Raw genomic sequence first — 26,828 nt, 5'->3', positions numbered from 1 at the left:
AAACGACCCCCGGCGGGGTGCCGGGGGTCGTTTGCGCTTTGCCTGGGCAGCTAGGTCAGTTCATGTTCCAGGGCTCGCCGTAGGTGGTGACGCTGTCACCGGCCGAGGAGATCAGCCGGGCGAACGGACGCAGCAACACACCGCCGGCCGCACCGGTCACCGTGCCGTGCGCATTCGACACCGCCACACCGCCTTCCGCGCCTTCGACGTCGACCGAGAACGTCGCGACTTCCTGGATGCCCGGCCCGTTGCCCAGATCCGCGCTGATCGACACCCCGGGAAACAGGTTGGGCGTCGTGATGAAACCCGGACCGAAGATCGCGGCGGGCTCACCGGGAAGCGGCGCCTGATCCAGCAGGATGTTGGGCGTGGTGTAGCTGAAGTTGATCCCGACACCCAACGACCACGGGAAGCCGATCTGATAACCCAGCTCCAGCGTGCCCTCGAAGTCGTCGGCCTTCGGGCCCGCCACGATGTACTTGGCCCGACCGGAATGGAACCACTCACGGGTAAGCCGGTTGCGGTCCAACGGGAACACACCGTTGAGGAAGGTGTCCCACTGCTGAATCGTCAGCGTGCGATCCTTACCGTCGACCAGGCTCAACTCGTTATCCAGGCCCGCGTGAGAGGTGCCCGTGCTCACGAACAGAGACGCGGCGGCCGCAACCAACGCGATCAGCACCCGACTGATTGCCTTCATGATCTCCCTAGCTTGTCGGCGCCGGGCCCGGCTGACCCAGCGTGTTGTCCCTGCCCCCGAGCAGCGTCATGCGGTGCGGATGAGAGACGCCACATGCTGCTCTTAGGTTTTGCTCATCGTTGACGAGAGGAACATAACGGGCGGTCGGACAACCGGCAACGCGAACAGAATCGCGCGGTCTGGGCGTGCGGGGTGTTGATGTCGGGCTCGTCGACACGTCGCGTTCGTCTCGACGACGGCTGGCCGTTCCGGTGCCGCAACCGTTTTGGCTAGAACTGCAGATGGCGGGGACCACGGCGCTGCATCAGGCGGCAGTTGCGCGCGGAGGTGAAAACATTGCACGTGCGCACGCGATGTCGCTGGCTGTGATCAAGACCACTTAGCCGACCTATTTTTGTTCACCGTGCGGCAATATCCGCGACACCCTGGCGAAACCACGAAAGCGGCCCCCGGCGTGGTTGTCGGGGGCCGCTTTCTGTGGCGCTTGGGAGAGGACTAGGTCAGTTCATGTTCCAGGGCTCGCCGTAGGTGGTGACGCTGTCACCGGCCGAGGAGATCAGCCGGGCGAACGGACGCAGCAACACACCGCCGGCCGCACCGGTCACCGTGCCGTGCGCATTCGACACCGCCACACCACCTTTAGCGCCCTTGACGTCGACCGAGAACGTGGCGACTTCCTGGATGCCCGGGCCGTTGCCCAGATCCGCGCTGATCGACACTCCGGGAAACAGGTTGGGCGTCGTGATGAAACCCGGACCGAAGATCGCGGCGGGCTCACCGGGAAGCGGCGCCTGATCCAGCAGGATGTTGGGCGTGGTGTAGCTGAAGTTGATCCCGACACCCAACGACCACGGGAAGCCGATCTGATAACCCAGCTCCAGCGTGCCCTGGAACTTGTTGGCATTGGGGCCGGTCACCTCGTACTTGGCCCGGCCGGAATGGAACCACTCACGGGTAAGCCGGTTGCGGTCCAACGGGAACACACCGTTGAGGAAGGTGTCCCACTGCTGAATCGTCAGCGTGCGATCCTGACCATCAACCAGGCTCAACTCGTTATCCAGGCCCGCGTGAGAGGTGCCCGTGCTCACGAACAGAGACGCGGCGGCCGCAACCAACGCGATCAGCACCCGACTGATTGCCTTCATGATCTCCCTAGCTTGTCGACGCCGGGCCCGGCCGCCCCGCGTGGTTGTCCCGTTCGTGCCTGGTCCTACCGCTACACCACACATGACTCAGCAGCCCCATGTGACGCAAATGAGAATCCCCATAAGCGGCTCTTACGTTGTGCTCATCCTTGACAGAAGGAACATAACGGTCGGTCGATTACCCCGGCAACGAGAGATCGCCCGCCGCCTGCCGCGCGTTACTGGACCTCCCCGTTCACCCCTGGCCTTGCGCCGCCGGCAGCAACCGGAACGCGTGCCCAGCATAAGGGTCGACGCCCGCCGATCCGGCCGTACCCCCTCGGCCGGGAACCCCGCCGCCGCTGCCACCAGCTAACCCCCGGCGGCTCGTTCCGGATCACTGATCAATCATGGTGGGGCGGCACGTTTTCCCGCAGCCAGTGTTCATGTGCGAGGTCCTCGGTGCGGGTGGAAATGTCGTCCTCGTCAGTTTCCTTGGACGGCAACGAGTCACCGAAAATCCGGTCTATCGCCTCGCGCGAGCGCTTGGATGGGTCGGCCATCGAGAGTCCCCTATGTGATGAAGATCACATCTTTGCCGGCATACGGCTGACGGATACGTCAAATCTCCAGGCTGGACAGCTGGCCGATGATCTGTACCGCCAACGGGCTCAGCGTCGCCATGCCGTCGCGCACTGCGGCCCGGGAGCCGGCAATGTTGACCACCAGCGTGCTGCCCGAGATTCCCGCGAGCCCGCGAGACACCCCGGCTTCGACGATGCCCGCCGACAACGCCGACGCGCGCAGCGCTTCGGAGATGCCGAGGAGTTCGCGGTCGAGGATGTCCAAGGTCGCCTCGGGCGTGACGTCACGCGGCGTGACCCCGGTGCCGCCGACCGACACCACCAGGTCGACTCCCCCGATCACCGCGGTGTTCAACGCATTGCGGATCTCGACTTCGTCGGCGGACACCACGACCACACCGTCGACGACGAACCCGGCCTCACCGAGCAGTTCGGTCACCAACGGACCGCTGTGGTCCTCTTCGTCGCCGTGTGCGGTGCGGTCGTCGACGACGACGATAAGAGCGCGGCCCACCAACTCGCCTGGCTGTTCCATGAGTGCAACCGTATATGCGGGTAGCGACATCGGCGCGGCCACTGTCAGGGTGGCGCCGCGTGGCCCCGTATTCGTCGTGGTGGTCACTGCTGGGCCTTGCCGAGCGTTACCTGCACCGTCTGCGGCTTACCCGAGCGGTCCAGGAACGTCAGCGTGACCTGATCACCGGGCGCCTTCGAACGCACGGCGGCCACCAGCGCGTCGGCGCTGTTGACGACCCGGCCGTCGACCTTGGTGACCACGACCCCGCTCGGCAGTCCGGCCGCTGCGGCGGCGCCGCCACCGGTGACCTCGACGATCCGGGCGCCGTCGACGGTCGCATCGCTGGTGACCTGCACGCCAAGCGAGGCGTGGGAGGCCGAACCGTTCTTGATCAGCTCGTCGGCGATGCGCTTGGCCTGGTCCACCGGGATTGCGAACCCGAGTCCGATCGACCCGCTGGAGGCCTGCGGTCCCGCGTCGCCGCCGAGTGTGGCGATGGCCGAGTTCACGCCGACCAACTCGCCGTTCATGTTGACCAGCGCGCCACCGGAGTTGCCCGGGTTGATCGCCGCGTCGGTCTGGATGGCGTCGAGCACGGTGTTCTGGTTGCGGGCGTCCCCGCCTGCGGCGACGGGACGGTTCAGCGCGCTGATGATGCCGGTCGTCACGGTGCCTTCGAGACCAAGCGGTGAGCCGATCGCCACCACGTCCTGGCCTACCCGCAGGTCCCCCGACGACCCGATCGCGATGGGCGTCAGCCCGGACACGCCCTCGGCGCGGACCACGGCGATGTCGCTGCTGGGGTCGGTTCCCACGACGCTGAACGACGTGGTGTGGCCGTCGGAGAACGTCACCTTGGTCGATGCGTCGGCGTCCGCGCCGCGGGGCGCTGCCCCGGCCGCAGCCGAGATGACGTGGTTGTTGGTCAGGATCAGGCCGTCCGACGACAGGATGATTCCCGAGCCCTCCTCGGACTGGCGGCCGAGATCGACCTCGAGCTTGACCACGCTGGGCACCACCTTCGCCGCGACCTGTTCGACGGAGCCGGCGGGCAGGCTGGCGGCGGGCACGGTCGGCGCCGCCCCCGTGACCGACGACGTGGCCGCGGGCCGATCCGGTTGCGCGAGCACGGCGACCCCACCACCGATGCCAGCCGAAACCACCGCGACGGCAAGCGCGCCTACCGTCAAAGCGCCTGCACGCGAACGCTTTTGCGGCGGCGGTCCCGACGGTCCACCGGCCATCGGCTGGGATGCGCCCCGGTAGGGGTCGTAGGGCGCACGGAAGGGCGCCGACTGCTGCTGTTGCTGCTGGGTCGCATAGCGCCAGTCGTAGGCCTGCTGATAGGGACCAGACCGCTGCGCACCGGGGTAACCGGGTGCCGCGTTCTCATGCCCGCCGGGCCGACGACCCGGATGTGGTGACGGCGACGAATACCTCGGATGGTTTGTCATAGCGCTGTGATGCTCTTCCTTCTATTAGGGCAGTTATCAAGACAACGGTTCAGCCACGCCCAATGTCCCCAAGCGGGCTGAGAATCCACTTAGAAATCCTTCGGGGCATGCTCTGAGTCGATTCCCCCGTGGCGCGCACCCCAATCATCGGCGACGGCGGGCCCGCGGACGGCGACGTCAGGCTGGCGTGTCGGTATCGGCGGGCACTGGAATCGGGCTGCCGGGCAACACCACGTGCATGGCGGTCCCCGGCGGTTGCCCGCCGGGCGAGGCGTCCTCCACCCACAACGTGCCGCCGTGCTTGACGACGATCTGCTTGACGATCGCCAGCCCCAACCCGGAACCGGACATCGCACGCGCCGACGCCGAGCGGAAGAACCGCTCGAACACCAATTGGCGCTCCTGCGGCGGGATCCCCGGGCCCTCGTCGGACACCACCAACTCGGCGTGCACCGGATCGATCTGGGTCATCCGGACCACGACCCGTCCGCCGGGCGGGCTCCATTTCGCGGCGTTGTCGAGAAGATTGAGCACCGCCCGGCCCAGCCCGCCGTCGTCGCCGTACACCTGCCACGGCGTCACATCCACTCCGAACTGAATGTCGTTGCGGCGGCGACGAACCCGCTCAAGGGACCGGTCGATGATCTCGGTCATGTCGACCGGCTCGTGGATGACCACGCCCGCGTCGTCGCGGGTCAGATCCACCAGATCGCCCACCAACGTGGACAATTCCTGGATCTGGGCGATCACGTCCGCGCGCAACCCGGCCATCTCCTCATCGGGCAACCGTGGCGCCCCCGGCGCCATCGACGCCATCAACAGCTCCACGTTGGTGCGCAGCGAGGTCAGCGGCGTACGCAGTTCGTGCCCGGCGTCGGTGACCAATCTGGCCTGCTGGTCCCGTGATTCCGCGAGCGCGCGCAGCATCATATTGAAAGCTTCGGTGAGCCTTGCGAGTTCATCGCTGCCCACCACCGGGATCGGGCGGAGGTCGTCGGTGCGGGCCACCCGTTCGGCGGCTTCGGTCAGCCGGGCCACCGGACGCAGCCCCGCACGGGCGACCGCGCCGCCGGCCATGGCGGCCACCGCGACACCGATGCCGCCCACGATCGACAGCACCGTGCCCAGCCGTTTGAGCACCAGGGCGGTGGGCGCCATGCTCTTGGAGATCAACAACGAGCTGTCGTTGGACAGGCGCATCGCCAGCACCCGCTGGTGGTTGGCGGTCCGCAGCGACATGAGCAGCTCACCTCGCAGCACCGCCTTCTCCGGCTCGCCGAGCGGCAGCGTCTCGCCCTGTTGGTTCGCGGTGTAGATCGCCCGTCCCGGGATCACCAGCATCGCGTTGACGTCGGAGTAGGCGGTGCCCTCGATCGCCTTGCTCGGGTCCACCTGCAGCGACCCGCTTTCGATGAGCAGTCGAGCGCGGCTGCGCAGTTGGTTGTCGACGTCGTCGTAGAGCGCCCGCGAAACCACCGCCCAGACCGCGACGGCCATCAACACCACCACCATCGCGACCATCGACATGGCGAGCAACATCACCCGCCAGCGCAGCGACACGGACTTGGTGGGCGGCACCGGCGGTGACGAGTTGGGCTGCGGCCCAAATCCGTGACTCGGGGTCGACATCAGGGCGGGGTCTCGCGCAGCACATAACCCACCCCTCGAACGGTGTGGATCAGTCGCGGCTCTCCTTCGGCCTCTGTCTTTCGGCGGAGATAGCCGACATACACCTCGAGGGCGTTGCCCGACGTCGGGAAGTCGAAGCCCCACACTTCCTCGAGGATGCGGCTGCGGGTCAGCACCCGCCGCGGGTTCGCGATGAGCATTTCGAGCAGCGCGAACTCGGTGCGCGTCAGGCTGATCTGGCGTTGCCCGCGGGTGACCTCCCGGGTGACCGGGTCCAGCGAGAGGTCGGAGAACGTCAGGGCGGGCGACTCTTCACCGTCGTCTGAGGTGGTGCGCCGCAGCAACGCGCGCATGCGGGCCAGCAGTTCCTCGAGGGCGAATGGTTTGGGCAGGTAGTCGTCGGCGCCGGCGTCGAGCCCGGCCACCCGCTCGGACACCGAGTCGCGCGCGGTCAACACCAGGATCGGCAGGTCGTCTCCGGTGCTGCGCAGCTGACGGCACACCTCGAGGCCGTCGAGCCGCGGCATCATCACGTCCAACACCAGGGCATCGGGCCGGTCGCTGGCGATCAGGTCGAGGGCTTCGACACCGTCCTGGGCCAGCTCGACCGCGTATCCGTTGAACGAAAGCGAGCGGCGCAGGGATTCGCGCACCGCGCGATCGTCGTCGACGACAAGTATGCGCACAGCCACAGTGTCATCTCCCTATCTGAGAGTGACCTGAGAGGCGCGCCGGAGCAACTAGCGGCGGTCGAGGTCGATCAGGCCGAGGCGGGCGGCCTTGAGCAGCCGGCGCGGCACCTTGTGTTCCCGGCCTGCCACGGTGACGCTGACCAGCTCGGGGCGCTTGGCCTTCCACTGTGAGCGACGGCTACGGGTGTTCGAGCGCGACATCCTGCGCTTGGGCACAGCCATGAAAGAAGTCTCCTCGTGAGGGGGTCACCGGCCGGGCCGGAAATCCAACTTGCGCCGCGGGAGGTGTCCAGCGTCGACAATTGCCCTTCAGGATAGCCCCCGCGCTGCGTAGCCTCCAAAATGCGGAGTGCCTTGACGGGAACCTGCCGGCGCTCGCTAACCTACCGGTTGGTCGGCACGGCACGCCGGTGACGCGATGGGAGGCCTGGTGACTGGTCCGGTCCGCATCGGCAACTGCTCGGGGTTCTACGGCGATCGGCTCTCGGCGATGCGCGAGATGCTCACCGGCGGCGATCTGGACTACCTCACCGGTGACTACCTGGCCGAGCTGACCATGCTGATCCTGGCCCGTGACCGCGCCAAGGACCCCGCTCGCGGCTACGCCAAGACGTTCCTCAAACAGCTCGAGGAGTGCCTGGGCCTCGCGCTCGACCGGGGCGTGCGCATCGTCGCCAACGCGGGCGGGCTCAACCCCGCAGGGCTGGCCGACGCGGTGCGGGGGCTCGCCGAGCGGTTGGGGTTGACGGTGAACGTCGCCCATGTCGAGGGCGACGACCTGATGCCGCGGGCCGGCGAGCTCGGTTTCGAGTCGGCGCTGGCGGCCAACGCCTATCTCGGTGCGTGGGGCATTGTCGACTGCCTGACCGCGGGCGCCGACGTCGTCGTCACCGGCCGGGTGACCGACGCGTCGGTGATCGTCGGGCCCGCCGCCGCGCACCACGGCTGGGACCGCACCGACTACGACCGGCTGGCCGGGGCGATCGCCGCGGGCCACGTGATCGAGTGCGGCGCGCAGGCCACCGGCGGCAACTACGCGTTCTTCGCTCAGGAGTTCGGCGATTTCACGGACTTGCTCCGGCCGGGGTTTCCGCTCGCCGAGATCCACCCCGACGGGTCATCGGTCATCACCAAGCATCCGGGCACCGGCGGCGCGGTCACCGTCGGCACCGTCACCGCGCAACTGCTCTACGAGATCACCGGCGCGCGGTACGCCAACCCGGATGCGACGCTGCGGGTCGACACCGTCGAGTTGTCCTCCGACGGCCCCGACCGGGTGCGCATCAGCGGGGTCAGGGGTGAGCCCCCGCCGCCGACGCTGAAGGTGTCGCTCAACAGCATCGGCGGGTTCCGCAACGAGATGACGTTGGTGCTGACGGGGCTGGACATCGAGGCCAAGGCCGAGCTGGTGCGCAGGCAGCTGGAAAACAACATGGCGGTCAAACCGGCCGAGATGCAGTGGACGCTGGCGCGCACCGACCACGCGGACGCCGACACCGAGGAGACCGCCAGCGCGTTGCTGCGGTGTGTGGTGCGCGATCCGGACCCCGCCAATGTCGGACGCAAATTCTCCTCGGCCGCAGTGGAACTCGCATTGTCGAGCTATCCGGGATTTCACGCCACCGCCCCGCCCGGCGACGGCCAGGTGTACGGGGTGTTTCGGCCGGCGTTCGTCCCCGCGGGCGACGTGCCGCACGTGGCCGTGCACGCCGACGGTACCCGCGTCGACATCGCACCGGCCGCCGAGACGACGGAGCTCGCGGCGGTCGCGTCGCCGGCGCTACCGGAGCCGCATCCGTCCGGGCAGACCCGGCGCGTGCCGCTCGGCACGATCGCCGGCGCTCGCAGCGGCGACAAGGGCGGCAGCGCGAACGTGGGCGTGTGGGTGCGCACCGACCCGCAGTGGCGGTGGCTGGTGCACACCCTGACCGTCGACATGCTGCGCGAATTACTGCCGGAGACGGCGGATTTGCCCGTCACCAGGCATGTGCTGCCCAATCTGCGGGCGGTCAACTTCGTCATCGACGACATCCTCGGCGACGGCGTGGCCTACCAGGCCCGGTTCGACCCGCAGGCCAAAGGGCTTGGCGAATGGCTGCGGAGCCGCACTATCGAGGTACCCGAGGAGCTGTTGGCTTGAGCATCTGGCACACGCCCGAACGTGAACAACTGCGAAAGTCGGTGCGCGCGTTCGCCGAACGCGAGATCCTGCCGTATGTCGACGAGTGGGAACGCAGCGGTGAGCTGCCCCGCGAACTGCACCGCAAGGCCGGTGCGGCCGGGCTGCTGGGCGCGGGATTCCCCGAATCGGTCGGTGGTGGCGGCGGCGACGGCGCCGACGCGGTGGTCATCTGCGAGGAGATGCATCAGGCGGGCTGCCCCGGCGGGGTGTTCGCGTCGCTGTTCACCTGCGGAATCTCGGTGCCACACATGATCGCCTCCGGTGATCAGCGATTGATCGACACCTATGTGCGCCCCACACTCGCCGGTGAGCTGATCGGCAGCCTCGCGATCACCGAACCGGGCGGCGGCTCCGACGTCGGGCACCTGAGGACCCGTGCCGATTCGGACGGTGACGACTACATCATCAACGGCGCCAAGACGTACATCACCTCGGGCGTGCGGGCCGACTACGTCGTCACCGCGGTACGCACGGGCGGCGCTGGGGCAGCGGGGGTTTCGCTGATCGTCGTGGACAAGGGCGCTGCGGGTTTCGAGGTCAGCCGCAAACTCGACAAGATGGGCTGGCGGTCCTCGGACACCGCCGAGCTGTCCTACACCGACGTGCGGGTACCGGCGGCCAACCTGATCGGCGCCGAAAACTCCGGGTTCCTCCAGATCGCCGGGGCGTTCGTCGCCGAACGCGTCGGGCTGGCCGCGCAGGCCTATTCCAGCGCGCAACGCTGCCTGGACCTGACCGTGCAGTGGTGCCGCGACCGGGAGACGTTCGGCCGGCCGCTGATCTCCCGTCAACAGGTCCAGAACACGTTGGCGGAGATGGCCCGTCGCATCGACGTGGCGCGGGTGTACACCCACCACGTGGTGCAGCGTCAGCTCGCCGGAGCCGCGGAGCCGGCGACATCGAGCCAGGGTGAGCCGAACCTGATCGCCGAGGTGTGTTTCGCCAAGAACACCGCCGTGGAGGCCGGAGAATGGGTGGCCAACCAGGCGGTGCAGTTGTTCGGCGGCATGGGCTATATGGCCGAGTCCGAGGTCGAACGCCAGTACCGCGATATGCGCATCCTCGGCATCGGTGGGGGCACCACCGAAATCCTCACCGCGTTGGCCGCCAAAACGTTGGGATTCCAGTCATGACGGCGTTGAAGTCCGTCCTGGACACGAATTCGTCGGGCTACCAGCAGGCCGCGTCGGCGATGATCGCCAAACTGGCCGAGCTGGACGCCGAACACGCCAAGGCGCTGGCCGGCGGCGGCGAGAAGTACGTCAGCCGCCACCACGAGCGCGGCAAGATGACGGCTCGCGAACGCATCGAACTGCTCGTCGACCCGGATTCGCCGTTTCTGGAGTTGAGCCCGCTGGCCGGGTACGGCAGCGATTTCCGGGTCGGTGCCAGCGTCGTCGTCGGTATCGGCGCGGTGAGCGGGGTCGAGTGCATGCTGGTGGCCAACGACCCGACGGTCAAGGGCGGCACCAGCAACCCGTGGACGTTGAAGAAGGTGTTGCGGGCCAACCAGATCGCGCTGGAGAACCGGTTGCCGCTGATCTCGCTGGTGGAGTCCGGCGGCGCCGATCTGCCCACCCAGAAGGAGATCTTCATCCCCGGCGGGCAGATGTTCCGCGACCTCACCCGGCTCTCGGCGGCCGGTATCCCGACGATCGCGCTGGTCTTCGGCAACTCCACCGCGGGCGGCGCCTACATCCCGGGGATGTCTGACCACGTGGTGATGATCAGGGAACGCTCGAAGGTGTTTCTGGCGGGTCCGCCGCTGGTCAAGATGGCCACCGGTGAGGAATCCGACGACGAATCGCTCGGCGGTGCCGAAATGCACGCCCGCACCTCGGGTCTGGCCGACTACTTCGCCATCGACGAGCCCGACGCGATCCGCATCGGACGCCGCATCGTGGCACGGTTGAACTGGCACAAGCGCGGCCCGACACCGCGCCCGGTCACCGAGCCCTTGTTCGACGCCGACGAACTGCTGGGCATCGTGCCGTCGGACCTGCGGGTGCCGTTCGACCCGCGCGAGGTGATCGCCCGCATCGTCGACGGTTCGCAGTTCGACGAGTTCAAGGCCATGTACGGCTCGTCGCTGGTGACCGGATGGGCGACGCTGTACGGCTATCCGATCGGCATCCTGGCCAACCACCGCGGTGTGCTGTTCTCCGAGGAGTCCCAGAAGGCCACCCAGTTCATCCAGTTGGCCAACCGGGCCGACACCCCGTTGTTGTTCCTGCACAACACCACCGGATACATGGTCGGTAAGGCCTACGAAGAAGGCGGGATGATCAAGCACGGGTCGATGATGATCAACGCCGTGTCCAACTCCACCGTTCCGCACATCTCCCTGCTGATCGGCGCCTCCTACGGCGCGGGCCACTACGGCATGTGCGGACGTGCCTACGATCCGCGGTTCCTGTTCGCCTGGCCCAGCGCGAAGTCCGCGGTGATGGGCGGCACCCAACTGGCCGGGGTGTTGTCCATCGTCAGCCGGGCCGCCGCCGAAGCCCGCGGCCAGCAGTTCGACGAGGACGCCGATGCCGCGCTGCGCGCCGCGGTCGAAGCGCAGATCGAAGCGGAGTCGCTGCCGATGTTCTTGAGCGGGCGCCTCTACGACGACGGGGTGATCGACCCGCGCGACACCCGCACCGTGCTGGGAATGTGCCTGTCCGCCATCGCCAACGGCCCGATCAAGGGGACGTCGAACTTCGGCGTCTTCCGGATGTGAGCGCCGTGATGACTGCGATTTCGGTGTGCTTGGTCTCGTTGAGCGTGACCAACTACACCGAAATCACTGAGGGAGGGACCCGATGATCGCCCGCGTACTGGTCGCCAACCGCGGTGAGATCGCCCGACGGGTGTTCGCCACGTGCCGGCGCATCGGTGTCGGCACCGTGGCGGTCTACACCGATCCCGACGCCCGGGCACCGCACGTGGCCGAGGCCGACGCGCGGGTCCGACTGGACGGCACCCGCGGATACCTCGATGCGGCCCAGGTGATCGCCGCCGCACGCGCCGCCGGCGCCGACGCCGTCCACCCCGGTTACGGATTCCTCTCGGAGAACGCCGAATTCGCCAGGGCCGTCCAAGAGGCCGGGCTGACATGGATCGGGCCGCCTGCCGCCGCGGTCGCCGCGATGGGCTCCAAGATCGAGGCGAAAAAGCTGATGGCCGCCGCGGGTGTGCCCGTGCTGGACGAGTTGGACCCCGACACCGTGACAGCCGAGGCGCTGCCGGTGCTGATCAAAGCCTCGGCGGGCGGGGGCGGGCGGGGCATGCGGGTGGTCCGCGATCTCGCCGAGCTGCCCGGCCAGCTCGAGGCGGCCCGCCGCGAAGCCCAGTCCGCGTTCGGCGACCCGACGGTGTTCTGCGAGCGCTATCTGGCCACCGGTCACCACGTCGAAGTGCAGGTGCTCGCCGACGCTCACGGCACGGTGTGGGCGGTCGGCGAACGCGAATGCTCGATCCAGCGACGCCACCAGAAGGTCATCGAGGAAGCACCGTCGCCGCTCGTCGAGCGCACACCGGGCATGCGCGCCAAGCTGTTCGAGGCCGCGCGGCTGGCCGCGAAGGCGATCAGCTACACCGGCGCAGGCACCGTCGAGTTCATGGCCGACGACTCGGGCAACTTCTTCTTCCTCGAGATGAACACCCGGCTGCAGGTCGAGCATCCGGTCACCGAGCTCACCACGGGCCTGGACCTGGTCGAGCTGCAACTGCACGTCGCCGACGGGGGTCGCCTTGACCCCGAACCACCGCCGTCTGGCGGATACTCGATCGAGGCGCGTGTGTACGCCGAGGATCCCGCCAAGGGATGGCAGCCGCAGGCAGGACCGGTGCACCGGTTCGAGGTGACCGGGGCGGTGCGGGTCGACTCCGGCATCGTCGACGGCTCAACGGTTTCCATCTACTACGACCCGATGCTGGCCAAGGTGATCTCGCACGCGCCGACCCGCCGCCAGGCCGCGGGGGTGCTCGCCGACGCACTGGCACGCGCGCGCATCCATGGCGTGCGCACCAACCGCGACCTGCTGGTCAACGTGCTGCGGCATCCGGCGTTCCTCGACGGCGCCACCGACACCTCGTTCTTCGACACCCACGGGCTGGCCGCGTTGTCGGCCACGCTGACCGACGAGCGGGCCGTCACGTTGAGCGCCGTCGCCGCGGCATTCGCCGATGCCGCACAAAACCGCTCGGGCGCAACGGTGTTCGCCGCTGCACCCAGCGGCTGGCGTAACCTGGCATCGGGTTTCCAGACCAAACGCTACAGCGACGCCGCAGGGGGCGAACAGCAGGTGCGGTACCGGTTCACGCGCACCGGGGTGGACCTGCCCGACGTGGCCGGGGTGACGCTGGTGTCGCAGGCGCCGGACCGTGTGGTGCTGCGGGTGGACGGTGTGGACCGTCCGTTCGACGTCGCCCGCTACCGCGACGACGTGTTCGTCGACTCACCACTGGGACCGGTGCACCTCGTCGCGCTGTCGCGCTTTCCGGATCCCGACGCGGCCGTCGCGCACGGTTCGCTGTTGGCCCCGATGCCGGGTTCGGTGCTGCGCATCGGCGCGGCGGTCGGCGACCGGGTCAGCGCCGGCCAGCCGCTGGTGTGGCTGGAGGCGATGAAAATGGAACACACCGTGACCGCGCCCGCCGATGGCGTGCTCGCCGAACTCAACGTCGAATCCGGCCAGCAGGTCGACGTCGGCGCCGTCCTTGCCCGAGTGGACACCGAAGAAGGAGACCCCCGTTGAGCAGCTTTATCGAGACCGAAGAGCAGCACGCGCTGCGTAAGGCCGTCGCCGCGATGGCCACCAACTACGGCCAGGACTACTACCTGGAGAAGGCCCGCGCCGGCCAGCACACCACCGAATTATGGCAGGAGGCAGGCAAACTCGGATTTCTCGGGGTCAACCTGCCCGAGGAGTACGGCGGCGGCGGCGCCGGCATGTACGAGCTGTCGCTGGTGATGGAGGAAATGGCCGCCGCCGGTTCGGCGCTGCTGATGATGGTGGTCTCGCCGGCCATCAACGGCACGATCATCACCAAGTTCGGCACCGACGACCAGAAGAAGCGGTGGCTGCCCGGCCTGGCCGACGGTTCGACCACGATGGCCTTCGCGATCACCGAACCCGACGCCGGGTCCAACAGCCACCGCATCACCACCACCGCGCGCCGCGACGGCTCCGATTGGATCCTGTCGGGGCAGAAGGTGTTCATCTCCGGCATCGACCAGGCGCAGGCGGTGCTGGTGGTCGGCCGCGCCTTCAAAGACGGAGTGGCCAAGTCCGAATCTCTGCGCCCCGCCCTGTTCATCGTCCCCACCGACGCAAAAGGGTTGAGCTGGACCAAGATCGAGATGGAGTTGATCAGCCCCGAGAGCCAGTTCCAGGTGTTCCTCGACGACGTTCGACTGCCCGCCGACGCGCTGGTGGGTTCCGAGGACGCGGCGATCGCCCAACTGTTCGCGGGGCTCAACCCCGAGCGGATCATGGGTGCGGCCAGCGCAGTCGGCATGGGCCGGTTCGCGATCAACAAGGCCGTCGACTACGTCAAGACCCGTCAGGTGTGGAAGACGCCGATCGGTGCGCATCAGGGGCTGTCACATCCGTTGGCGCAGAACCATATCGAGATCGAGCTGGCCAAGTTGATGATGCAGAAGGCGGCTGCGCTCTACGACAGCGGCGACGACGCCGGGGCCGCCGAAGCCGCGAACATGGCCAAGTACGCCGCGGGTGAGGCGTCGGTGCGTGCGGTCGACCAGGCGGTGCAATCGCTGGGTGGCAACGGTTTGACCAAGGAGTACGGCATCGCCGCGGCGGTGACCGCGTCGAAGCTGGCGCGCATCGCCCCGGTCAGCAGGGAGATGGTGCTCAACTTCGTGGCGCAGACCTCGCTGGGCCTGCCGAGGTCCTACTGATGAGCACCTTGGTCCGCTACCGCGTCGACGGCCCCATCGCCCGACTCACCCTGGACTCTCCGGAGAACCGCAACGCGCTGTCCACCGAGTTGGTGGACCAGTTGCACCAGGGCCTCACCCAGGCCGTCGCCGAACCCGGCGCACGGGTCGTCGTCCTCGGCCACACCGGCGGCACCTTCTGCGCGGGAGCCGACCTTCGCGAGACCGCAGGACGCGACCCCGGCGATGTCGCCCTCGACCGCGCCCGCGAGGCGGCCCGGCTGCTGCGTCGCATCCTCGAGTTGCCGATACCCGTCATCGCCGCCGTCGACGGGCATGTCCGCGCGGGCGGGCTCGGGCTCGTCGGTGCCTGCGACCTCGCCGTGGCCGGACCGACGAGCACGTTCGCGTTGACCGAGGCGCGCATCGGGGTCGCGCCCTCGATCATCTCGCTGACCCTGCTGCCCAAGATGACCCCGAGAGCGGCCGGCCGCTACTTCGTGACCGGGGAGAAGTTCGGCGCGCAGCAGGCCGCCGAGATCGGGCTGGTCACGGTCGCCGCCGAGGACGTCGACGCCACCGTGGCCGAGCTGGCCGCAGCCATCGGCAAGGGGTCACCGCAGGGGCTCGCGGCTTCCAAGGCCTTGACGACGTCGCGCATACTGGATGAGTTCGACCGCCACGCCGAAGAGCTGACCAAACAGTCCGCCGAGCTGTTCGTCTCCGAGGAGGCCCGCGAAGGCATGATGGCGTTCCTGGAGAAGCGGCCACCCCGCTGGGCAGGCTGATGGCGCACACCGTCCTGATCACCGGAGCCACCGGCACGCTGGGCCACTGTGTGGTCCCCGAAGCCGTCGACGCAGGACATCAGGTCAGGGCGCTCAGCCGCAAGAACCGGGTCGGCTACACCGGTGTGCGCTGGGCACAGGGCGACCTGCTCGCCGGCACGGGTCTGGACGATGCGCTGCACGGCGTGGACGTGGTGGTGAACTGCGCGACGCAGCCCACCGGCGGCAAGGACGTCACGTCCATGGCCAACCTGATCGCGGCCGCGCGCCGGGCCTCGGTCGGGCACATCGTGCACGTGTCGATCGTCGGCATCGACCGCATCCCGCTGCCGTACTACCGGACCAAACTGCGGGCCGAGCAGCTCCTTGAGGCGTCGGGCGTCGGCCACACCGTGCTGCGCGCCACACAGTTCCACGACCTGATTTACGCCATCTTCGCGATCCAACGGTTCTCCCCGGTGCTGTGCGCGCTGCGCGGGGTGCGGTTCCAGCCGATCGACACCCACGACGTCGCCGCGCGTCTCGTCGAGCTGGTCGACGCCGAACCGGCCGGGCGGGCCCCTGATATCGGCGGGCCCGCCGTGCACACCCACACGGAGCTGGGCCGGATGTACCTCGCGGCGCGCGGCAGCCGGCGCAAGGCCGTCGCGCTGCCGATTACGGGCCGCATCGTCGCCGGGTTTCGCTCGGGCGCCAACCTGGTGCCCGCGAACGCCGTCGGCACGGTCAGCTTCGCCGACTACCTGACGGGGAAGCCATAAACTTTGCACATCTACATGCTTCGCCAACGACGGTGAGGGCACAGTTTGGACAACCACCTTGCATGTGCCAGCGTTCGTCGTAGGCTCGTAATCGATGAGTAGCCCAGCGTCGCGGAACGGTTCAATGCGTGCTGCCGATACCGATCGGATTCAGGTAGCGCAGTTGCTGACGGACGCCGCTGCGCAGGGACGCCTGCAGCTCGGCGAATACGAAGATCGGCTGACCAGGGCGTACGCGGCGCAGACGTACGACGAGCTCGAGCGGTTGTCCGCGGACCTGCCCGGCGCCATGAACCGTGGCCGCAGCGGCGGTCCGTGCCGGCCTGCGCCCTCGACGCTGCTGCTGGCGATCCTGAGCGGCTTCGAACGCCGTGGCCGGTGGAACGTGCCCGAACGGATGACCACGGTTGCCGTGCTGGGCGGCGGCGTGGTGGATTTGCGCTACGCCGACTTCACCTCACCGGAGGTGGAGATCCATGCCTACTCGATCTTCGGCGGGCAGACGATTCTGGTGCCGCCGGAGGTCAACGTCGACCTGCGCGGGGTCGGGGTGATGGGCAGCTTCGACCACAGCGTCAGCGGCGAGGGTTCCCCCGGCGCGCCGTGCGTGCGTATCCGCGGCTTTTCGCTGTGGGGCAGCGTCGGCGTCAAGCGCAAGAAGCGCAAACCCGCCTGACGTTCCCAGCCGAGCAGACGCGAAGTCGCGTGATCGCGGCGCGGAATGTGCGATTCAGTGTCTGCTCGCGGGGCTCAGCGCGAAAGCTAGCGGCGGCGCCGCGAGCGCAGGTAGTCGCCGACAACGGCCGCACCCAACCCGTCGAGCTCCGGCACCACCACACGTCCCTCCACCCGCCGCGCCACCTGGTCGATGAACCGCGCGAGGCCCGGATCGCTACCCAGCCGGAAAATTGTCACCTGCGCGCCGATGCTGGCCACGTCGTCGAAGCCCTTGACCGTGTGGGCGATGGTGCGCGGATGCGGCGGGTAGTCGAAGAAGACTCCCGGCGGCTGAGCCGCCGAATCAGGTCCCGCGCCTCGTTCATAAGACTCCAGGTGCGCGGTCGGCTCGCCGTCGGTGACCACCAGCACCACCGGTTGGGCATTGGGGTGCCGACGCAGATGCCGCACCGCCAGCGCCAGCGCGTGGTGCAGGTTGGTGCCCTGCTCGTAGACGCCCTCCAGGCCGGTGAGTTCGGCGGCGGTGACGGTGCGCGCGTAGCGGCCGAACGCGATGATGGACAACGCATCCGAGCGGAACCGTGTGCTGATCAGATGGCTGAGCGCGAGCGCCGTGCGTTTCATCGGCAGCCACCGGTTCTCCATCACCATCGAGAACGACGTGTCCACCAGCAGCGCGACGGCGGCCTGCGTGCGGGTCTCGGTCTCGGAGATCTCGACGTCCTCGACGGTGATGTCCATCGGCAGCGCCGCGGAGCCCGAGCCCGCTCGTCGTAGCACCGCGTTGGTGAGCGTGCGGGTGACGTTCCACGGCTCGGTGTCGCCGAACTGCCACGGCCGCGTCGCACCGGTGAGCTCACCGGCGGCCCCGGCGCGACGGGTCTCACGCTCCCCGTGTCGACCCGAAAGCTGTTGCGCCACATCACGTAACGCGGTCTGGCCGAGCTGACGCATGGCCTTGGGCGAGAGCCGCCACTGTCCGTCGGAGCCCCGGTCCAGAAAGCCCTGATCCATCAGCGCCCGTTCGAGCTCGGAGAGCGTGCGTGCGTCGACGGCGGCCTCGTCGCCGAGTTGGCGCGCGAGCATGTCCAGATCGACGTCCTCCATGGTGGCACCCGCATAGCTCTGCGACAGCGCCTCGGCGAGCTGTTCGAGCTCGGCGATGTCCTCGAGCGCCTGGGCGCCCTCGCCCATGCCGAGCGGGTTGTCGCCGGAGAACCGCGACGAGCCGGTCCAGTCTTCACCCGGCCGCGCGGCCTGCAGATGGCCGTCGAGCCGGTTCAGCGCGTTCATCAGCGACGGCGAACCAAACGCCTGCTGCGCCAACGCATCCAACTCGGCGCGCTGTTCTGCTGAGAGGCTGTTGCGGAACCGCTGCGCGGCGGCGGCCCGCTTGGCCAACGAGTCCAGCAACTCCTCGACGTTCTGCGGGTTCTCGGGGAAGAACTCGCCGTGCTTGTTCATGAAGTCATCGAAGTCTTGTTGCGAATCCTGTCCTTGGGAATGCTTGTCGAGCAGGTCGTTGAGGTCGTCGAGCATGTCGTTGACCCGTTGCCGGTCCTCGTCGGTGGCGTTCTCCAACGCCTGCTTCATGCCGGAAAACCGCTGATCGAGCATCTCGCGGCCCAGCAGATCCTTGATCTGCTCGTAAGACTCACGCGCCTGCGGGCTGCGCCACTCGTAGTCGGCGAGTTCCTGGACGGCCTTGGCCGGTGACGACGGCAGGTTCTCGATACGCATCTCCTGGAAGCGCGCGTCGTCGTCGAGCGCGCGCGCCAGCTCCTTGCGTTCAGCCAGCACCGCCTCATCGAGCAGCTTCTTGATCTCCTGCAGTGTGCCGTCGAGATTGTTGCGCTGCAACAGTTCTCGACGACGACGGTTGGCCTCGGCGGCGAGCTTGTCGGCGCCGCGCATGTTCTTGGTGCCGCGCCGCAGCATTTCCGACAGCGCGCGTCGCGGCGAGCTGCCCTCCATGACGTCCTGGCCGATCTGCTCGAGCGCGTCACGCAGGTCGACCGGCGGTGCCAGCGGGTCGGGCCCGCCGGTGTACCGCGAATATCGTGAGCTTCTGCTCATTAGCCGCACTCTCTCTCTGCGCTTCGCGCGGGAGGTGCCCCCACAACGCGGCTCGTCCCTCGCTGCTTGATCGTCGTCCGGCGGCGTTTAACCATAGACAGTTTCACCTTCGCCGGATTCCTTGTCGATCCGCTTGGCCAGATACAGCGCCTCCAGCGCCAGTTCGACGGCGGCGGCGCGTTGGCCGTCCGTCGTCGCGCCGAGGCGCTTTTGCACCTCGGCGATCGCGGGCACTTCGGGCACCGCGGCCAGCACCTCGCGCGCCGACACCCGATCGCCTGTGGTGACCGCCGAACCGTTCTCGATCGCCACCACCAGCGGGCCGACGTCGATGCCGCCGAGTAGCCGTTGGGCGGTGTCGGCCGTGGCGCGGCGCAACAGGTGCTCGAGCACCGCCTGTTCGCGGCCCTCTTCGCCGGTCTCGAATTCGAGCTTGCCCCGCAGCACGTCGATCACCGTGGAAAGGTCGACCACCCGGGCCACCGGATCCTGCTCGCCGAGCACGGCCGAGCGGTGCCGCGCGGCCGCGGCGACGGTTTCGGCGGCCGCGATCGCGAACCGGGCCGAGACCCCCGAGCGCTGATCGATCGAGCGCGACTCGCGCAGGTGGCGGGCGAAGCGCGCCAGCACCGCAAGCAGGTACTCGGGCACCTCGGCGGAAAGCTGCGCCTCCTGCTTGATGACGCCGACCTCGGCGTCGAGCTCCCGCGGGTAGTGGGTGCGGATCTCGGCGCCGAACCGGTCCTTGAGCGGGGTGATGATGCGCCCGCGGTTGGTGTAGTCCTCGGGGTTCGCGCTGGCCACCACGAGGACGTCCAGCGGCAACCGCAGGGTGTATCCGCGCACCTGGATGTCGCGCTCCTCCATCACGTTGAGCATCGACACCTGGATGCGCTCGGCGAGGTCGGGCAGCTCGTTGATGGCGACGATGCCGCGGTGTGCGCGTGGGATCAGCCCGTAGGCGATGGTCTCGGGGTCGCCGAGGCTGCGGCCCTCGGCGACCTTGATCGGGTCGATGTCGCCGACCAGATCGGCCACGCTGGTGTCGGGGGTGGCCAGCTTCTCGGTGTAGCGCTCGCTGCGGTGCCGCCACACGATCGGCAGGTCGTCGCCGGAGTCGGCGGTGCGCCGGATCGATTCGGGCGTGATCGGGCTGTAGGGGTGCTCACCGAGCTCCGAACCTTCGATGACCGGCGTCCACTCGTCGAGCAGACCGGTCAGCGCGCGCAGCAGCCGCGTCTTGCCCTGCCCGCGTTCACCGAGCAGTACGACGTCGTGACCAGCGATCAGGGCCCGTTCCAGCTGCGGGATCACGGTGTCGTCGAACCCGAGGATGCCCGGCCATGGGTCGCGGCCCTCGGCGAGGGCGGCCAGCAAGTTGTCCCGGATTTCCTGCTTCACGCCCCGCTCTTGGTGGCCGGAAGCTCTCAGCTCGCCGACGGTGCGGGGCAGATCACGTGGTTGAGTCACCACTCCAAGTTACGCAACTCCGCGCGCCGACGGTCCAGTGTGGGGTTATGCCACGGTTCGGGTGCCGATGGCGTGCGGGTAACCCACGTTCGGCCGTCCCGAAGCTAGCGACCCGCGGGCGGCAGCATCTGGAAGCCGGACAACATCGATTCGGCGTCGGCCTCGAACGTCGGATCCTGCGAGTCGACGGCTTCGATCGTCAGCGACGCGGTGTAGGTCCGATCGGCGGTCTGCAACGACACGAGGAGCAGGGTGGCCGGATGCGGTGCCAGCCCGGCGATCGCGCCGGTCAGGTAGCGGACCGTCTCGGCGGGCAGCCCGCAGACGGTGTGCTTCTCGGTCGTGACGTCAGTGGCGCCGATGGCCGACAGGGCCCCGCGTTTGAGCATGAAGATGCTGTCGGCGGGTGTCAGCGACCGCTCCTCGTCCAGTGACACCAGCGCGCTGGGTGCCACGCCGTCGGTGCTCATCATGCTGTTGTTGTAGAGCGCGAACCGGAAGATTCCGTCCGACTCCATCCAGGTGTTGCGCTCCCAGCCGGGCGGTTGCGGCATCTTTAGCACGGGTTCGTCAGGGTCGGTTTGGATGACGGCCAGCTGTCCCTCGGTGGGTGCGCAGGCGCCGCCGACGGTCGCTTCCGCGGCCGGGACCGCGGGGGCCCCGCCGTCGCCGGCTCCGACGCTGGCTGGGGGTTGCGGCGCGGCCGAGCGCGCGTCGGAGTCGGTTTCCGTGCCGCGGTTCACCACCACGAACGCCATCACGGCGACGAGCATGACGGCGGCACCGACCGCGCCGATGACCCAGCCCAGACGACGCCCGCGCTGCGGCGGTTCCGCCGGCGGCGGTGTTGCCGGCTCGGCCTGGCCCAGCAGCGCGTCGACCTCGGTTCGGGTGCGATAGGTGACGTCCTGGCGGTCGCGTAACTGCCCCAGCAACGCGCAGATGTCACGGCGCGCACCCGCGTCGTCCCCGTCGTCGTCGAGGGCGGCCCGAAGTTCGGCGACGATGACCGTCTGCTGCTGCGGTGTCAGCTGAGATCCGCTGATCTGCCCGCCCAACCGCATCAGGTAGCCGAACGGCATCGGCGGTTCGGCGGGCAGCGGATCGGGCAGCGCGGGCGCCGAGGCCTGCTTCGCACGAACGGCTTCGTCGAGTTCCATCCACGCCTCGATGCTGCGCTGCTGAAAGTCGATCACCTGCATACCGGCCAGCGGGTTGGTGCGCATGCTGTCGACCGGACCGACCAGCACCGGCAAGATGGGCTTGCCCAGCGCCAATGCGTAGCGGATTTCAGCCTGACATGCCTTGGACTGCAACATGTTCTGCGAAAGGGCCGCCAGGAAGACGTCACAGCTTCGGATCTTGCCGAGGATCGCGCGCCACCAGGCGTCTCCCCCGCTGAGTTCATCGTCCATCCACAGGTCATGGTGGCCGCGACGCAGCGCGGCCGCCAGATGCCCGACGGTCTCCGTGTCACGACTGGAGTAGCTGATGAAGACGGCCACGATGCTGCTCCGTTCGGGACGAGTGGTGACGGCGCAGTTCATCCTGCCCGCCGCCGCCGGTTTCAGTGTGCGAAGTGACGCGCGCCGGTGAGGTAGAGCGTGATGCCGGCCTTGGCGGCGGCCTCGGTGACCTGCTCGTCGCGCACCGAGCCGCCGGGATGCACGACGGCCTTCACCCCGCCTTCGATGAGCGTCTCGAGCCCGTCGGGGAACGGGAAGAACGCGTCGGACGCCGCGACCGCGCCGCGCATCCGGTCCCCGGCACGCTGCACGGCCAACCGCGCCGCGTCGACCCGGTTGACCTGACCCATCCCCACCCCGACGGTGGCGCCGTCGGCGGCCACCACGATCGCGTTGGACTTCACCGCGCGGCACACCCGCCAGGCGAACTTCAAATCAGCCAGCGTCGCAGGGTCCGCGGGCGAACCGGCGGCGAGCGTCCAGTTGACCACGTCGTCCCCGGGCGCGGTGAACGCGTCACGCTCCTGGACGAGCAGGCCGCCGCTGATCTGGCGGAATTCCGAACCGCCGGACTGCGGCTCCGAAGCCACCAGCACCCGGATGTTCTTCTTGCGCGCCAGCACTTCCACCGCACCGGGTTCGTAGGCGGGCGCGATGATCACCTCGGTGAAGATGTCGGCGACCGTCTCGGCCATCGCGACGCTGACCGTGGTGTTGGCGGCGATCACACCGCCGAACGCCGAGAGCGGATCGCATTCGTGGGCCTTGCGGTGCGCGTCGGCCACCGAGACCGAGGAGACCGCGATGCCACACGGGTTGGCGTGCTTGATGATCGCGACACAGGTCTCTTCGTGGTCGAACGCCGCGCGCCAGGCCGCGTCGGCGTCGGTGTAGTTGTTGTAGGACATCTCCTTGCCGTGCAGTTGCTCGGCCTGCGCCAGCCCGGGCCACGCCGCGTCGTCGCGGTACAGCGCGGCCTGCTGGTGCGGGTTCTCGCCGTAGCGCAGCACCGCGTCCCGTCGCCACGTCGCACCCAGCCACTGCGGCAACGATGCGGGCGCCGGCCCGCCCTCGGGCGCCAGCACCGAGCCCATCCACGACGCCACCGCGACGTCGTACTCGGCAGTGTGCCGAAACGCCAGCGCCGCCAGCCTCTTTCGCTCTTCCAGCGTGAACCCGCCTGCGCGCACCGCGGCGAGCACCCCGTCGTAGCCCAGCGGGTCCACGACGACGGCGACGCTGGGATGGTTCTTGGCGGCGGCACGGACCATGGATGGGCCGCCGATGTCGATCTGCTCGACGCACTCGTCGATGCCCGCGCCGGATGCGACGGTCTCGGTGAACGGATACAGGTTCGCTACCACGAGCTCGAACGCGGCGACGCCCAGGTCGGCCAGCGCCGAAACATGTTCGGGTTTGCGCTGATCGGCCAGCAGACCGGCGTGCACGTGCGGGTGCAGGGTCTTGACCCGGCCGTCGAGCACCTCGGGGAAACCGGTCACCTCCTCCACCGGGGTGACCGGAACACCGGCGCCGGCAATGGTTTTGGCGGTCGACCCGGTCGAGACGATGGCGACGCCCGCCTCGTGCAGTCCGCGGGCCAGTTCGGCGAGGCCGGTCTTGTCGTACACGCTGACCAACGCGCGCCGAATCGGCCGTTTATCGCTCATCCCAGGGTCGCCTTTCGTCCGGTCCAGGTCACGCCGCGGGTCGCGAGCGCTTCCAGTACGTCCACGAGCAGTCGTCGCTCCACGACCTTGATCCGCTCGTGCAGGGTGGCTTCGTCGTCGTCGTCGAGGACCGGCACCGCCTCCTGGGCCAGCACCGGTCCGGTGTCGGTACCCGCGTCGACCAGATGCACGCTGCAGCCGGTGACCTTGACACCGTAGGCCAGCGCGTCGGTCACCGCGTGCGCGCCGGGGAAGGCAGGCAGCAGCGCCGGATGGGTGTTGAGCACCCGGCCGGGGAAGCGAGAAAGAAATTGGGGACCAAGGATTTTCATGAACCCCGCCGATACCACCAGGTCCGGCGCATATGCGGCGGCGGCCTCGGTGAGGGCGGCGTCCCATGCGGCGCGGTCGGGTTGGTCGCCAAGCGCGACGGTGAACGCGGGCACCGACGACGACGCCGCGATCTGCAGGGCGGCGCAGTCGCGGTCGGTGCCGACCGCGACCACTCGGGCCGGATAGTCGCCGACCGCGGCGGCGAGCAGGGAGGCGAGCAGCGAACCGGTGCCCGAGGCCAGCACCACCACCCGCGCCGGTGCGCTGGGCGGCACACGAAGCGGTTCCTGCACGTCTGGGAGCCTAATGGTCACCGTTGTGGGGCCGGTCTGCGGTGTCCGGCGCACCGTCGTCGTCGACGACGAAGTGTTCCTCGGGGTCCTCGATGGGCACCGCCGCGGCGGCGGGCGCCTTTTCGCCAACCTCGGGTGCTGCGTCGTCGTCGCCGATGTGCTCGGGCTCAGGGTCGGGTTCGGGGTCGGGTTCAGGGTCGGGCTCGAGCTCAGCCTCGGGCTCGGGTTCAGGCTCGGGGTCGGGGTCGGGCTCGGGTTTGGGCTCGGCCGTTCTCGGTCTGCGCGTGACGCCGCCGGACATCGCCACCGTCAGCCCACCGATACCGGCGAACCACAGGAACACCGCGGGCCCGAACGTGGCCTGGTCGACGCCGACGTCGCCGAAGTTGCCCAGCCGCCCCCCGCCGGCGTGGCCGAGCAGCGCCATCGTCACCGCCGCGAGTGCGGCCGCGACGACGAGCTTGAGCAGCGCGGGCACCAACGGCAGCGGTTGTCGCGCGCACTGCTGGCCGATCGCCACCCCGGAGACCGCGGCCACGATCAACAGCGCCACCCAGATCGGACCGAGCGGCGGGGTCGGCACGGCCGCCAGCACCGGCAGCGCAGGGATGTCGCCGCCGAACACGGTGAACGAGCTGAACGTCGCCAACCCGATGTGGGCGCTGGAACCGACGGCGACCGCCGCGGTGCCCACCAGCACGTTCGGGATGTACAGGACCGACAACGCAGCGAGGCTGAGCTGTCCGAACGCCGACTCGGTGATCCCGAACAGGTCATGCATGGTCGACCAGTGCACGATCAGCGATCCGGCGGCCACGACACCGGACAGGCCGAGCAGCGCGAGCACTCCCGCGGTGGCCGCGCGGATCGCGTCGGGCAGCCAGCGCGGCAGCGGCGACGCGCTCAGCAGCCGCCTGCCGACGCGGGATCCCACGCCCACGCCCGCGCCGACCGCATGCACCGCCAGGACGCTGCCGAAGGCGCGCAGCGCGTTGGGCGTCTGCAGGTCGGTCAGCACCGAGGCGGCGTCGTGGACGATCGCCAGGGAGATCGCCGCGATCAGCAGCGGTCCGCCCAGCGCGGATCCGACCACCCACCGGGTCAGGAACCACGAACTCTGGGGTGAGGTGGCAGCCGCCGTCGTGCGGGCCGTGCCCCAGACCATTGCCAGCACCGGCAACAGCGGCATCACGCCGAGCTCGGCACCACCGATGGACACCGGCACCAGGTGCACACCCAGCCACATGCTGGCGATCGCACCGAACGCGCCGGTCATCTCGCTGTTCGCGATGAGCAGCTGGATCAGTACGACCGCGGCGATGATGACGAGCGCGACGATCGACGGACCGAACGCAACCCGAATCAGCTCACGTGCTTGACGCGTGCCCACCGGTCGGTTGTCCACTGGTTGGCCGCTCCTCGCACAAGCTCACCGCGTGCGAAGTTGACGCACGCGCGGCTCAGACTACGACGGCGTCTGCCCCGACTGCGAGGAGGACGACTGCTGTGAGGACGCCTGTGTCGTCTGATTCGAGTTCGACGGCGGCTGCCCGTACGTCGGGAAGCCGGTCGGCGGGGTCGGGGGGCCGCTCTGACCGCCGGACTGCGAGCCCGATTGCTGCGAGCCGGGTTGTGTCCCTTGCTGCGAGCCGGGTTGCGGACCGGCGAACCCGCCGGTCGACGGGCCGCTGCCATAACCGCCGTAGGGCGTGGGATAACCCGGCCGCTGCTGGTGCTGCTGGTGCTGCTGCGGCCCGCCGTACTGCTGGCCGTAGTAGGGCCCGCCGGGACCGCCGTACTGGCCGTAGTTCTGCTCGTACTTCGGGCGCGGGACGGGCGGAGTGATGATGCCTGACTCGAACAGCAGCACCGCCACGGCGACGATCGCCTGCAGCACGGTGAACGCGATGACCAGGTACAGCCCCCAGTCGATCGAGGCGACGCTGGGCTTGTTGATGACCTCGGCGATGACGAGCAGCAACGCCAGCACCGAGAGCACCGTCATCAGCGATGTCGCCACCGTCTGCCGGGGCAGCAGGCTGACACCGGCGAGCAGGCCGGCCAGCACCGCGGCAGCCACGGCCAGCACCAGACCGAACGAGCCGCCGCTGACGTCGACCAGGCCGGGGAAATCCGATGCGGCGATCGTGAAAAGCGGGCCGAAACTGGACAGATAGACCGCCAGGCCGAGCGCGGCGACAGCGGCGATCAGATAGGCGGGCAGCCTGCTGGCGCCTTCGGGCGTCGCGGCTGCGGGTTCGTTCACCTTGCCGAACTGCTGTGTCGGCGCGGCGAACTGGTGGGTCGGCTGTTGTGCGGACGGATATCCGGGGCTACCGGGCGGACCGGGCGGGTAGGTCATGACCTCTCCTGTGCTGGACGGGCTTGAAGACCACGCTAGCGCACCTGGCTGGCATCGACGCGGGCACGGGTTGCCCGATCGAATCCTCTTCGGAATCTTCGGTTTCGCGCACCACGGGCGATGCCGGCGCACGGACGTACTCGAATTCCCAGCGGACGT

23 protein-coding genes are annotated in these 26,828 nt (G+C 68.7%); 8 read left to right on the top strand and 15 right to left on the bottom strand.

The annotated features are described in order from the left end of the window. Positions 1 to 55: 55 nt before the first annotated feature. From mspA (K3U96_RS05050) to rpmF, 8 genes are all read right to left on the bottom strand, one after another. Positions 56 to 700, bottom strand: a complete 645-nt coding sequence (gene mspA, locus K3U96_RS05050; RefSeq protein ID WP_220692273.1) for a porin MspA — start codon at positions 698 to 700, stop codon at positions 56 to 58. 500 nt (positions 701 to 1,200) lie between these two features. Further along, the gene (gene mspA / locus K3U96_RS05045; protein ID WP_220692272.1) at positions 1,201 to 1,845 is read right to left on the bottom strand and encodes a porin MspA; all 645 of its coding nucleotides are present in this window, start codon (positions 1,843 to 1,845) and stop codon (positions 1,201 to 1,203) included. Between the two features lie 383 nt (positions 1,846 to 2,228). Next, entirely contained in the window at positions 2,229 to 2,387 is a 159-nt protein-coding gene (locus K3U96_RS05040) for a hypothetical protein (RefSeq protein ID WP_220692271.1), read from the bottom strand. A gap of 58 nt (positions 2,388 to 2,445) precedes the next feature. Continuing rightward, positions 2,446 to 2,991, bottom strand: coding sequence for a MogA/MoaB family molybdenum cofactor biosynthesis protein (locus tag K3U96_RS05035; protein WP_372514910.1), 546 nt, complete (start codon positions 2,989 to 2,991; stop codon positions 2,446 to 2,448). Between the two features lie 35 nt (positions 2,992 to 3,026). Beyond that, positions 3,027 to 4,379 carry a S1C family serine protease gene (locus K3U96_RS05030; protein WP_069407137.1) on the bottom strand — a complete coding sequence of 451 codons (1,353 nt, stop codon included), beginning with the start codon at positions 4,377 to 4,379 and terminating at the stop codon, positions 3,027 to 3,029. A 177-nt stretch (positions 4,380 to 4,556) separates the two neighbouring features. Further along, the gene (locus K3U96_RS05025) at positions 4,557 to 6,008 is read right to left on the bottom strand and encodes a HAMP domain-containing sensor histidine kinase (protein WP_069407138.1); all 1,452 of its coding nucleotides are present in this window, start codon (positions 6,006 to 6,008) and stop codon (positions 4,557 to 4,559) included. Beyond that, positions 6,008 to 6,694, bottom strand: a complete 687-nt coding sequence (locus K3U96_RS05020; protein WP_069407145.1) for a response regulator transcription factor — start codon at positions 6,692 to 6,694, stop codon at positions 6,008 to 6,010. Before K3U96_RS05020 ends, K3U96_RS05025 begins: the two co-directional genes overlap by 1 nt. Positions 6,695 to 6,748: 54 nt before the next feature. After that, positions 6,749 to 6,922 (bottom strand): 50S ribosomal protein L32, encoded by a 174-nt coding sequence (gene rpmF, locus K3U96_RS05015; RefSeq protein WP_069407139.1) that lies wholly within the window; start codon positions 6,920 to 6,922, stop codon positions 6,749 to 6,751. 208 nt (positions 6,923 to 7,130) lie between these two features. On the opposite strand from rpmF, the gene K3U96_RS05010 reads away from it, so the two are divergent. The 8 genes from K3U96_RS05010 (at position 7,131) to K3U96_RS04975 (ending at position 16,997) form a co-directional block, all read left to right on the top strand. Then, positions 7,131 to 8,840 carry an acyclic terpene utilization AtuA family protein gene (locus K3U96_RS05010; RefSeq protein WP_220692270.1) on the top strand — a complete coding sequence of 570 codons (1,710 nt, stop codon included), beginning with the start codon at positions 7,131 to 7,133 and terminating at the stop codon, positions 8,838 to 8,840. Next, positions 8,837 to 10,015 carry an acyl-CoA dehydrogenase family protein gene (locus tag K3U96_RS05005; protein ID WP_220692269.1) on the top strand — a complete coding sequence of 393 codons (1,179 nt, stop codon included), beginning with the start codon at positions 8,837 to 8,839 and terminating at the stop codon, positions 10,013 to 10,015. The genes K3U96_RS05010 and K3U96_RS05005 overlap by 4 nt, the downstream gene beginning before the upstream one ends. Further along, complete coding sequence (locus K3U96_RS05000) at positions 10,012 to 11,607, top strand: acyl-CoA carboxylase subunit beta (protein WP_069407142.1); 1,596 nt, start codon at positions 10,012 to 10,014, stop codon at positions 11,605 to 11,607. The genes K3U96_RS05005 and K3U96_RS05000 overlap by 4 nt, the downstream gene beginning before the upstream one ends. An 82-nt stretch (positions 11,608 to 11,689) precedes the next feature. Then, entirely contained in the window at positions 11,690 to 13,627 is a 1,938-nt protein-coding gene (locus K3U96_RS04995; protein ID WP_220692268.1) for an ATP-binding protein, read from the top strand. After that, positions 13,624 to 14,793 carry an acyl-CoA dehydrogenase family protein gene (locus K3U96_RS04990; protein WP_069407144.1) on the top strand — a complete coding sequence of 390 codons (1,170 nt, stop codon included), beginning with the start codon at positions 13,624 to 13,626 and terminating at the stop codon, positions 14,791 to 14,793. Before K3U96_RS04995 ends, K3U96_RS04990 begins: the two co-directional genes overlap by 4 nt. Next, positions 14,793 to 15,560, top strand: a complete 768-nt coding sequence (locus K3U96_RS04985; RefSeq protein ID WP_220692267.1) for an enoyl-CoA hydratase family protein — start codon at positions 14,793 to 14,795, stop codon at positions 15,558 to 15,560. Before K3U96_RS04990 ends, K3U96_RS04985 begins: the two co-directional genes overlap by 1 nt. After that, on the top strand, positions 15,560 to 16,321 hold the full coding sequence (locus K3U96_RS04980) for an SDR family oxidoreductase (protein ID WP_220692266.1): 762 nt from the start codon (positions 15,560 to 15,562) through the stop codon (positions 16,319 to 16,321). The genes K3U96_RS04985 and K3U96_RS04980 overlap by 1 nt, the downstream gene beginning before the upstream one ends. 94 nt (positions 16,322 to 16,415) lie before the next feature. Then, positions 16,416 to 16,997: a DUF1707 SHOCT-like domain-containing protein gene (locus K3U96_RS04975; RefSeq protein WP_220692265.1), complete on the top strand. Its 582-nt coding sequence runs from the start codon at positions 16,416 to 16,418 to the stop codon at positions 16,995 to 16,997. A gap of 86 nt (positions 16,998 to 17,083) precedes the next feature. Here K3U96_RS04975 and K3U96_RS04970 read toward each other — a convergent pair whose 3' ends face one another. The 7 genes from K3U96_RS04970 to K3U96_RS04940 all read right to left on the bottom strand — a co-directional run bounded on the left by K3U96_RS04970 (position 17,084) and on the right by K3U96_RS04940 (position 26,669). Then, positions 17,084 to 19,075, bottom strand: coding sequence for a vWA domain-containing protein (locus K3U96_RS04970; protein ID WP_220692264.1), 1,992 nt, complete (start codon positions 19,073 to 19,075; stop codon positions 17,084 to 17,086). Between the two features lie 87 nt (positions 19,076 to 19,162). Then, positions 19,163 to 20,545 carry a sigma 54-interacting transcriptional regulator gene (locus tag K3U96_RS04965; protein ID WP_220692263.1) on the bottom strand — a complete coding sequence of 461 codons (1,383 nt, stop codon included), beginning with the start codon at positions 20,543 to 20,545 and terminating at the stop codon, positions 19,163 to 19,165. A gap of 104 nt (positions 20,546 to 20,649) precedes the next feature. After that, entirely contained in the window at positions 20,650 to 22,050 is a 1,401-nt protein-coding gene (locus tag K3U96_RS04960; protein WP_220692262.1) for a toll/interleukin-1 receptor domain-containing protein, read from the bottom strand. A gap of 62 nt (positions 22,051 to 22,112) precedes the next feature. Continuing rightward, positions 22,113 to 23,681, bottom strand: coding sequence for a bifunctional phosphoribosylaminoimidazolecarboxamide formyltransferase/IMP cyclohydrolase (gene purH, locus K3U96_RS04955; protein ID WP_220692261.1), 1,569 nt, complete (start codon positions 23,679 to 23,681; stop codon positions 22,113 to 22,115). Further along, on the bottom strand, positions 23,678 to 24,307 hold the full coding sequence (gene purN, locus K3U96_RS04950) for a phosphoribosylglycinamide formyltransferase (protein WP_220692260.1): 630 nt from the start codon (positions 24,305 to 24,307) through the stop codon (positions 23,678 to 23,680). The genes purH and purN overlap by 4 nt, the downstream gene beginning before the upstream one ends. A 10-nt stretch (positions 24,308 to 24,317) precedes the next feature. Next, positions 24,318 to 25,712 carry a cell division protein PerM gene (locus K3U96_RS04945; protein ID WP_220692259.1) on the bottom strand — a complete coding sequence of 465 codons (1,395 nt, stop codon included), beginning with the start codon at positions 25,710 to 25,712 and terminating at the stop codon, positions 24,318 to 24,320. Between the two features lie 60 nt (positions 25,713 to 25,772). Then, positions 25,773 to 26,669, bottom strand: coding sequence for a DUF5336 domain-containing protein (locus tag K3U96_RS04940; protein ID WP_220692258.1), 897 nt, complete (start codon positions 26,667 to 26,669; stop codon positions 25,773 to 25,775). Positions 26,670 to 26,828: the final 159 nt, after the last annotated feature.

This window comes from Mycolicibacterium holsaticum DSM 44478 = JCM 12374, from assembly GCF_019645835.1.
GTDB classification, from domain to species: Bacteria; Actinomycetota; Actinomycetes; order Mycobacteriales; family Mycobacteriaceae; genus Mycobacterium; species Mycobacterium holsaticum.
This window is presented reverse-complemented; position numbering and strand designations above follow the sequence as displayed.

Coding starts and splice junctions, on each gene's coding strand:
- K3U96_RS04985 (WP_220692267.1), top strand. CDS start 14,793: ATGAGCACCTTGGTCCGCTACCGCGTCGACGGCCCCATCGCCCGACTC.
- K3U96_RS05000 (WP_069407142.1), top strand. CDS start 10,012: ATGACGGCGTTGAAGTCCGTCCTGGACACGAATTCGTCGGGCTACCAG.
- mspA (WP_220692273.1), bottom strand. CDS start 700: ATGAAGGCAATCAGTCGGGTGCTGATCGCGTTGGTTGCGGCCGCCGCG.
- K3U96_RS04970 (WP_220692264.1), bottom strand. CDS start 19,075: ATGAGCAGAAGCTCACGATATTCGCGGTACACCGGCGGGCCCGACCCG.
- K3U96_RS04975 (WP_220692265.1), top strand. CDS start 16,416: ATGAGTAGCCCAGCGTCGCGGAACGGTTCAATGCGTGCTGCCGATACC.
- K3U96_RS05040 (WP_220692271.1), bottom strand. CDS start 2,387: ATGGCCGACCCATCCAAGCGCTCGCGCGAGGCGATAGACCGGATTTTC.
- rpmF (WP_069407139.1), bottom strand. CDS start 6,922: ATGGCTGTGCCCAAGCGCAGGATGTCGCGCTCGAACACCCGTAGCCGT.
- K3U96_RS05030 (WP_069407137.1), bottom strand. CDS start 4,379: ATGACAAACCATCCGAGGTATTCGTCGCCGTCACCACATCCGGGTCGT.
- mspA (WP_220692272.1), bottom strand. CDS start 1,845: ATGAAGGCAATCAGTCGGGTGCTGATCGCGTTGGTTGCGGCCGCCGCG.
- K3U96_RS05025 (WP_069407138.1), bottom strand. CDS start 6,008: ATGTCGACCCCGAGTCACGGATTTGGGCCGCAGCCCAACTCGTCACCG.
- purH (WP_220692261.1), bottom strand. CDS start 23,681: ATGAGCGATAAACGGCCGATTCGGCGCGCGTTGGTCAGCGTGTACGAC.
- K3U96_RS04980 (WP_220692266.1), top strand. CDS start 15,560: ATGGCGCACACCGTCCTGATCACCGGAGCCACCGGCACGCTGGGCCAC.
- K3U96_RS04995 (WP_220692268.1), top strand. CDS start 11,690: ATGATCGCCCGCGTACTGGTCGCCAACCGCGGTGAGATCGCCCGACGG.
- K3U96_RS04940 (WP_220692258.1), bottom strand. CDS start 26,669: ATGACCTACCCGCCCGGTCCGCCCGGTAGCCCCGGATATCCGTCCGCA.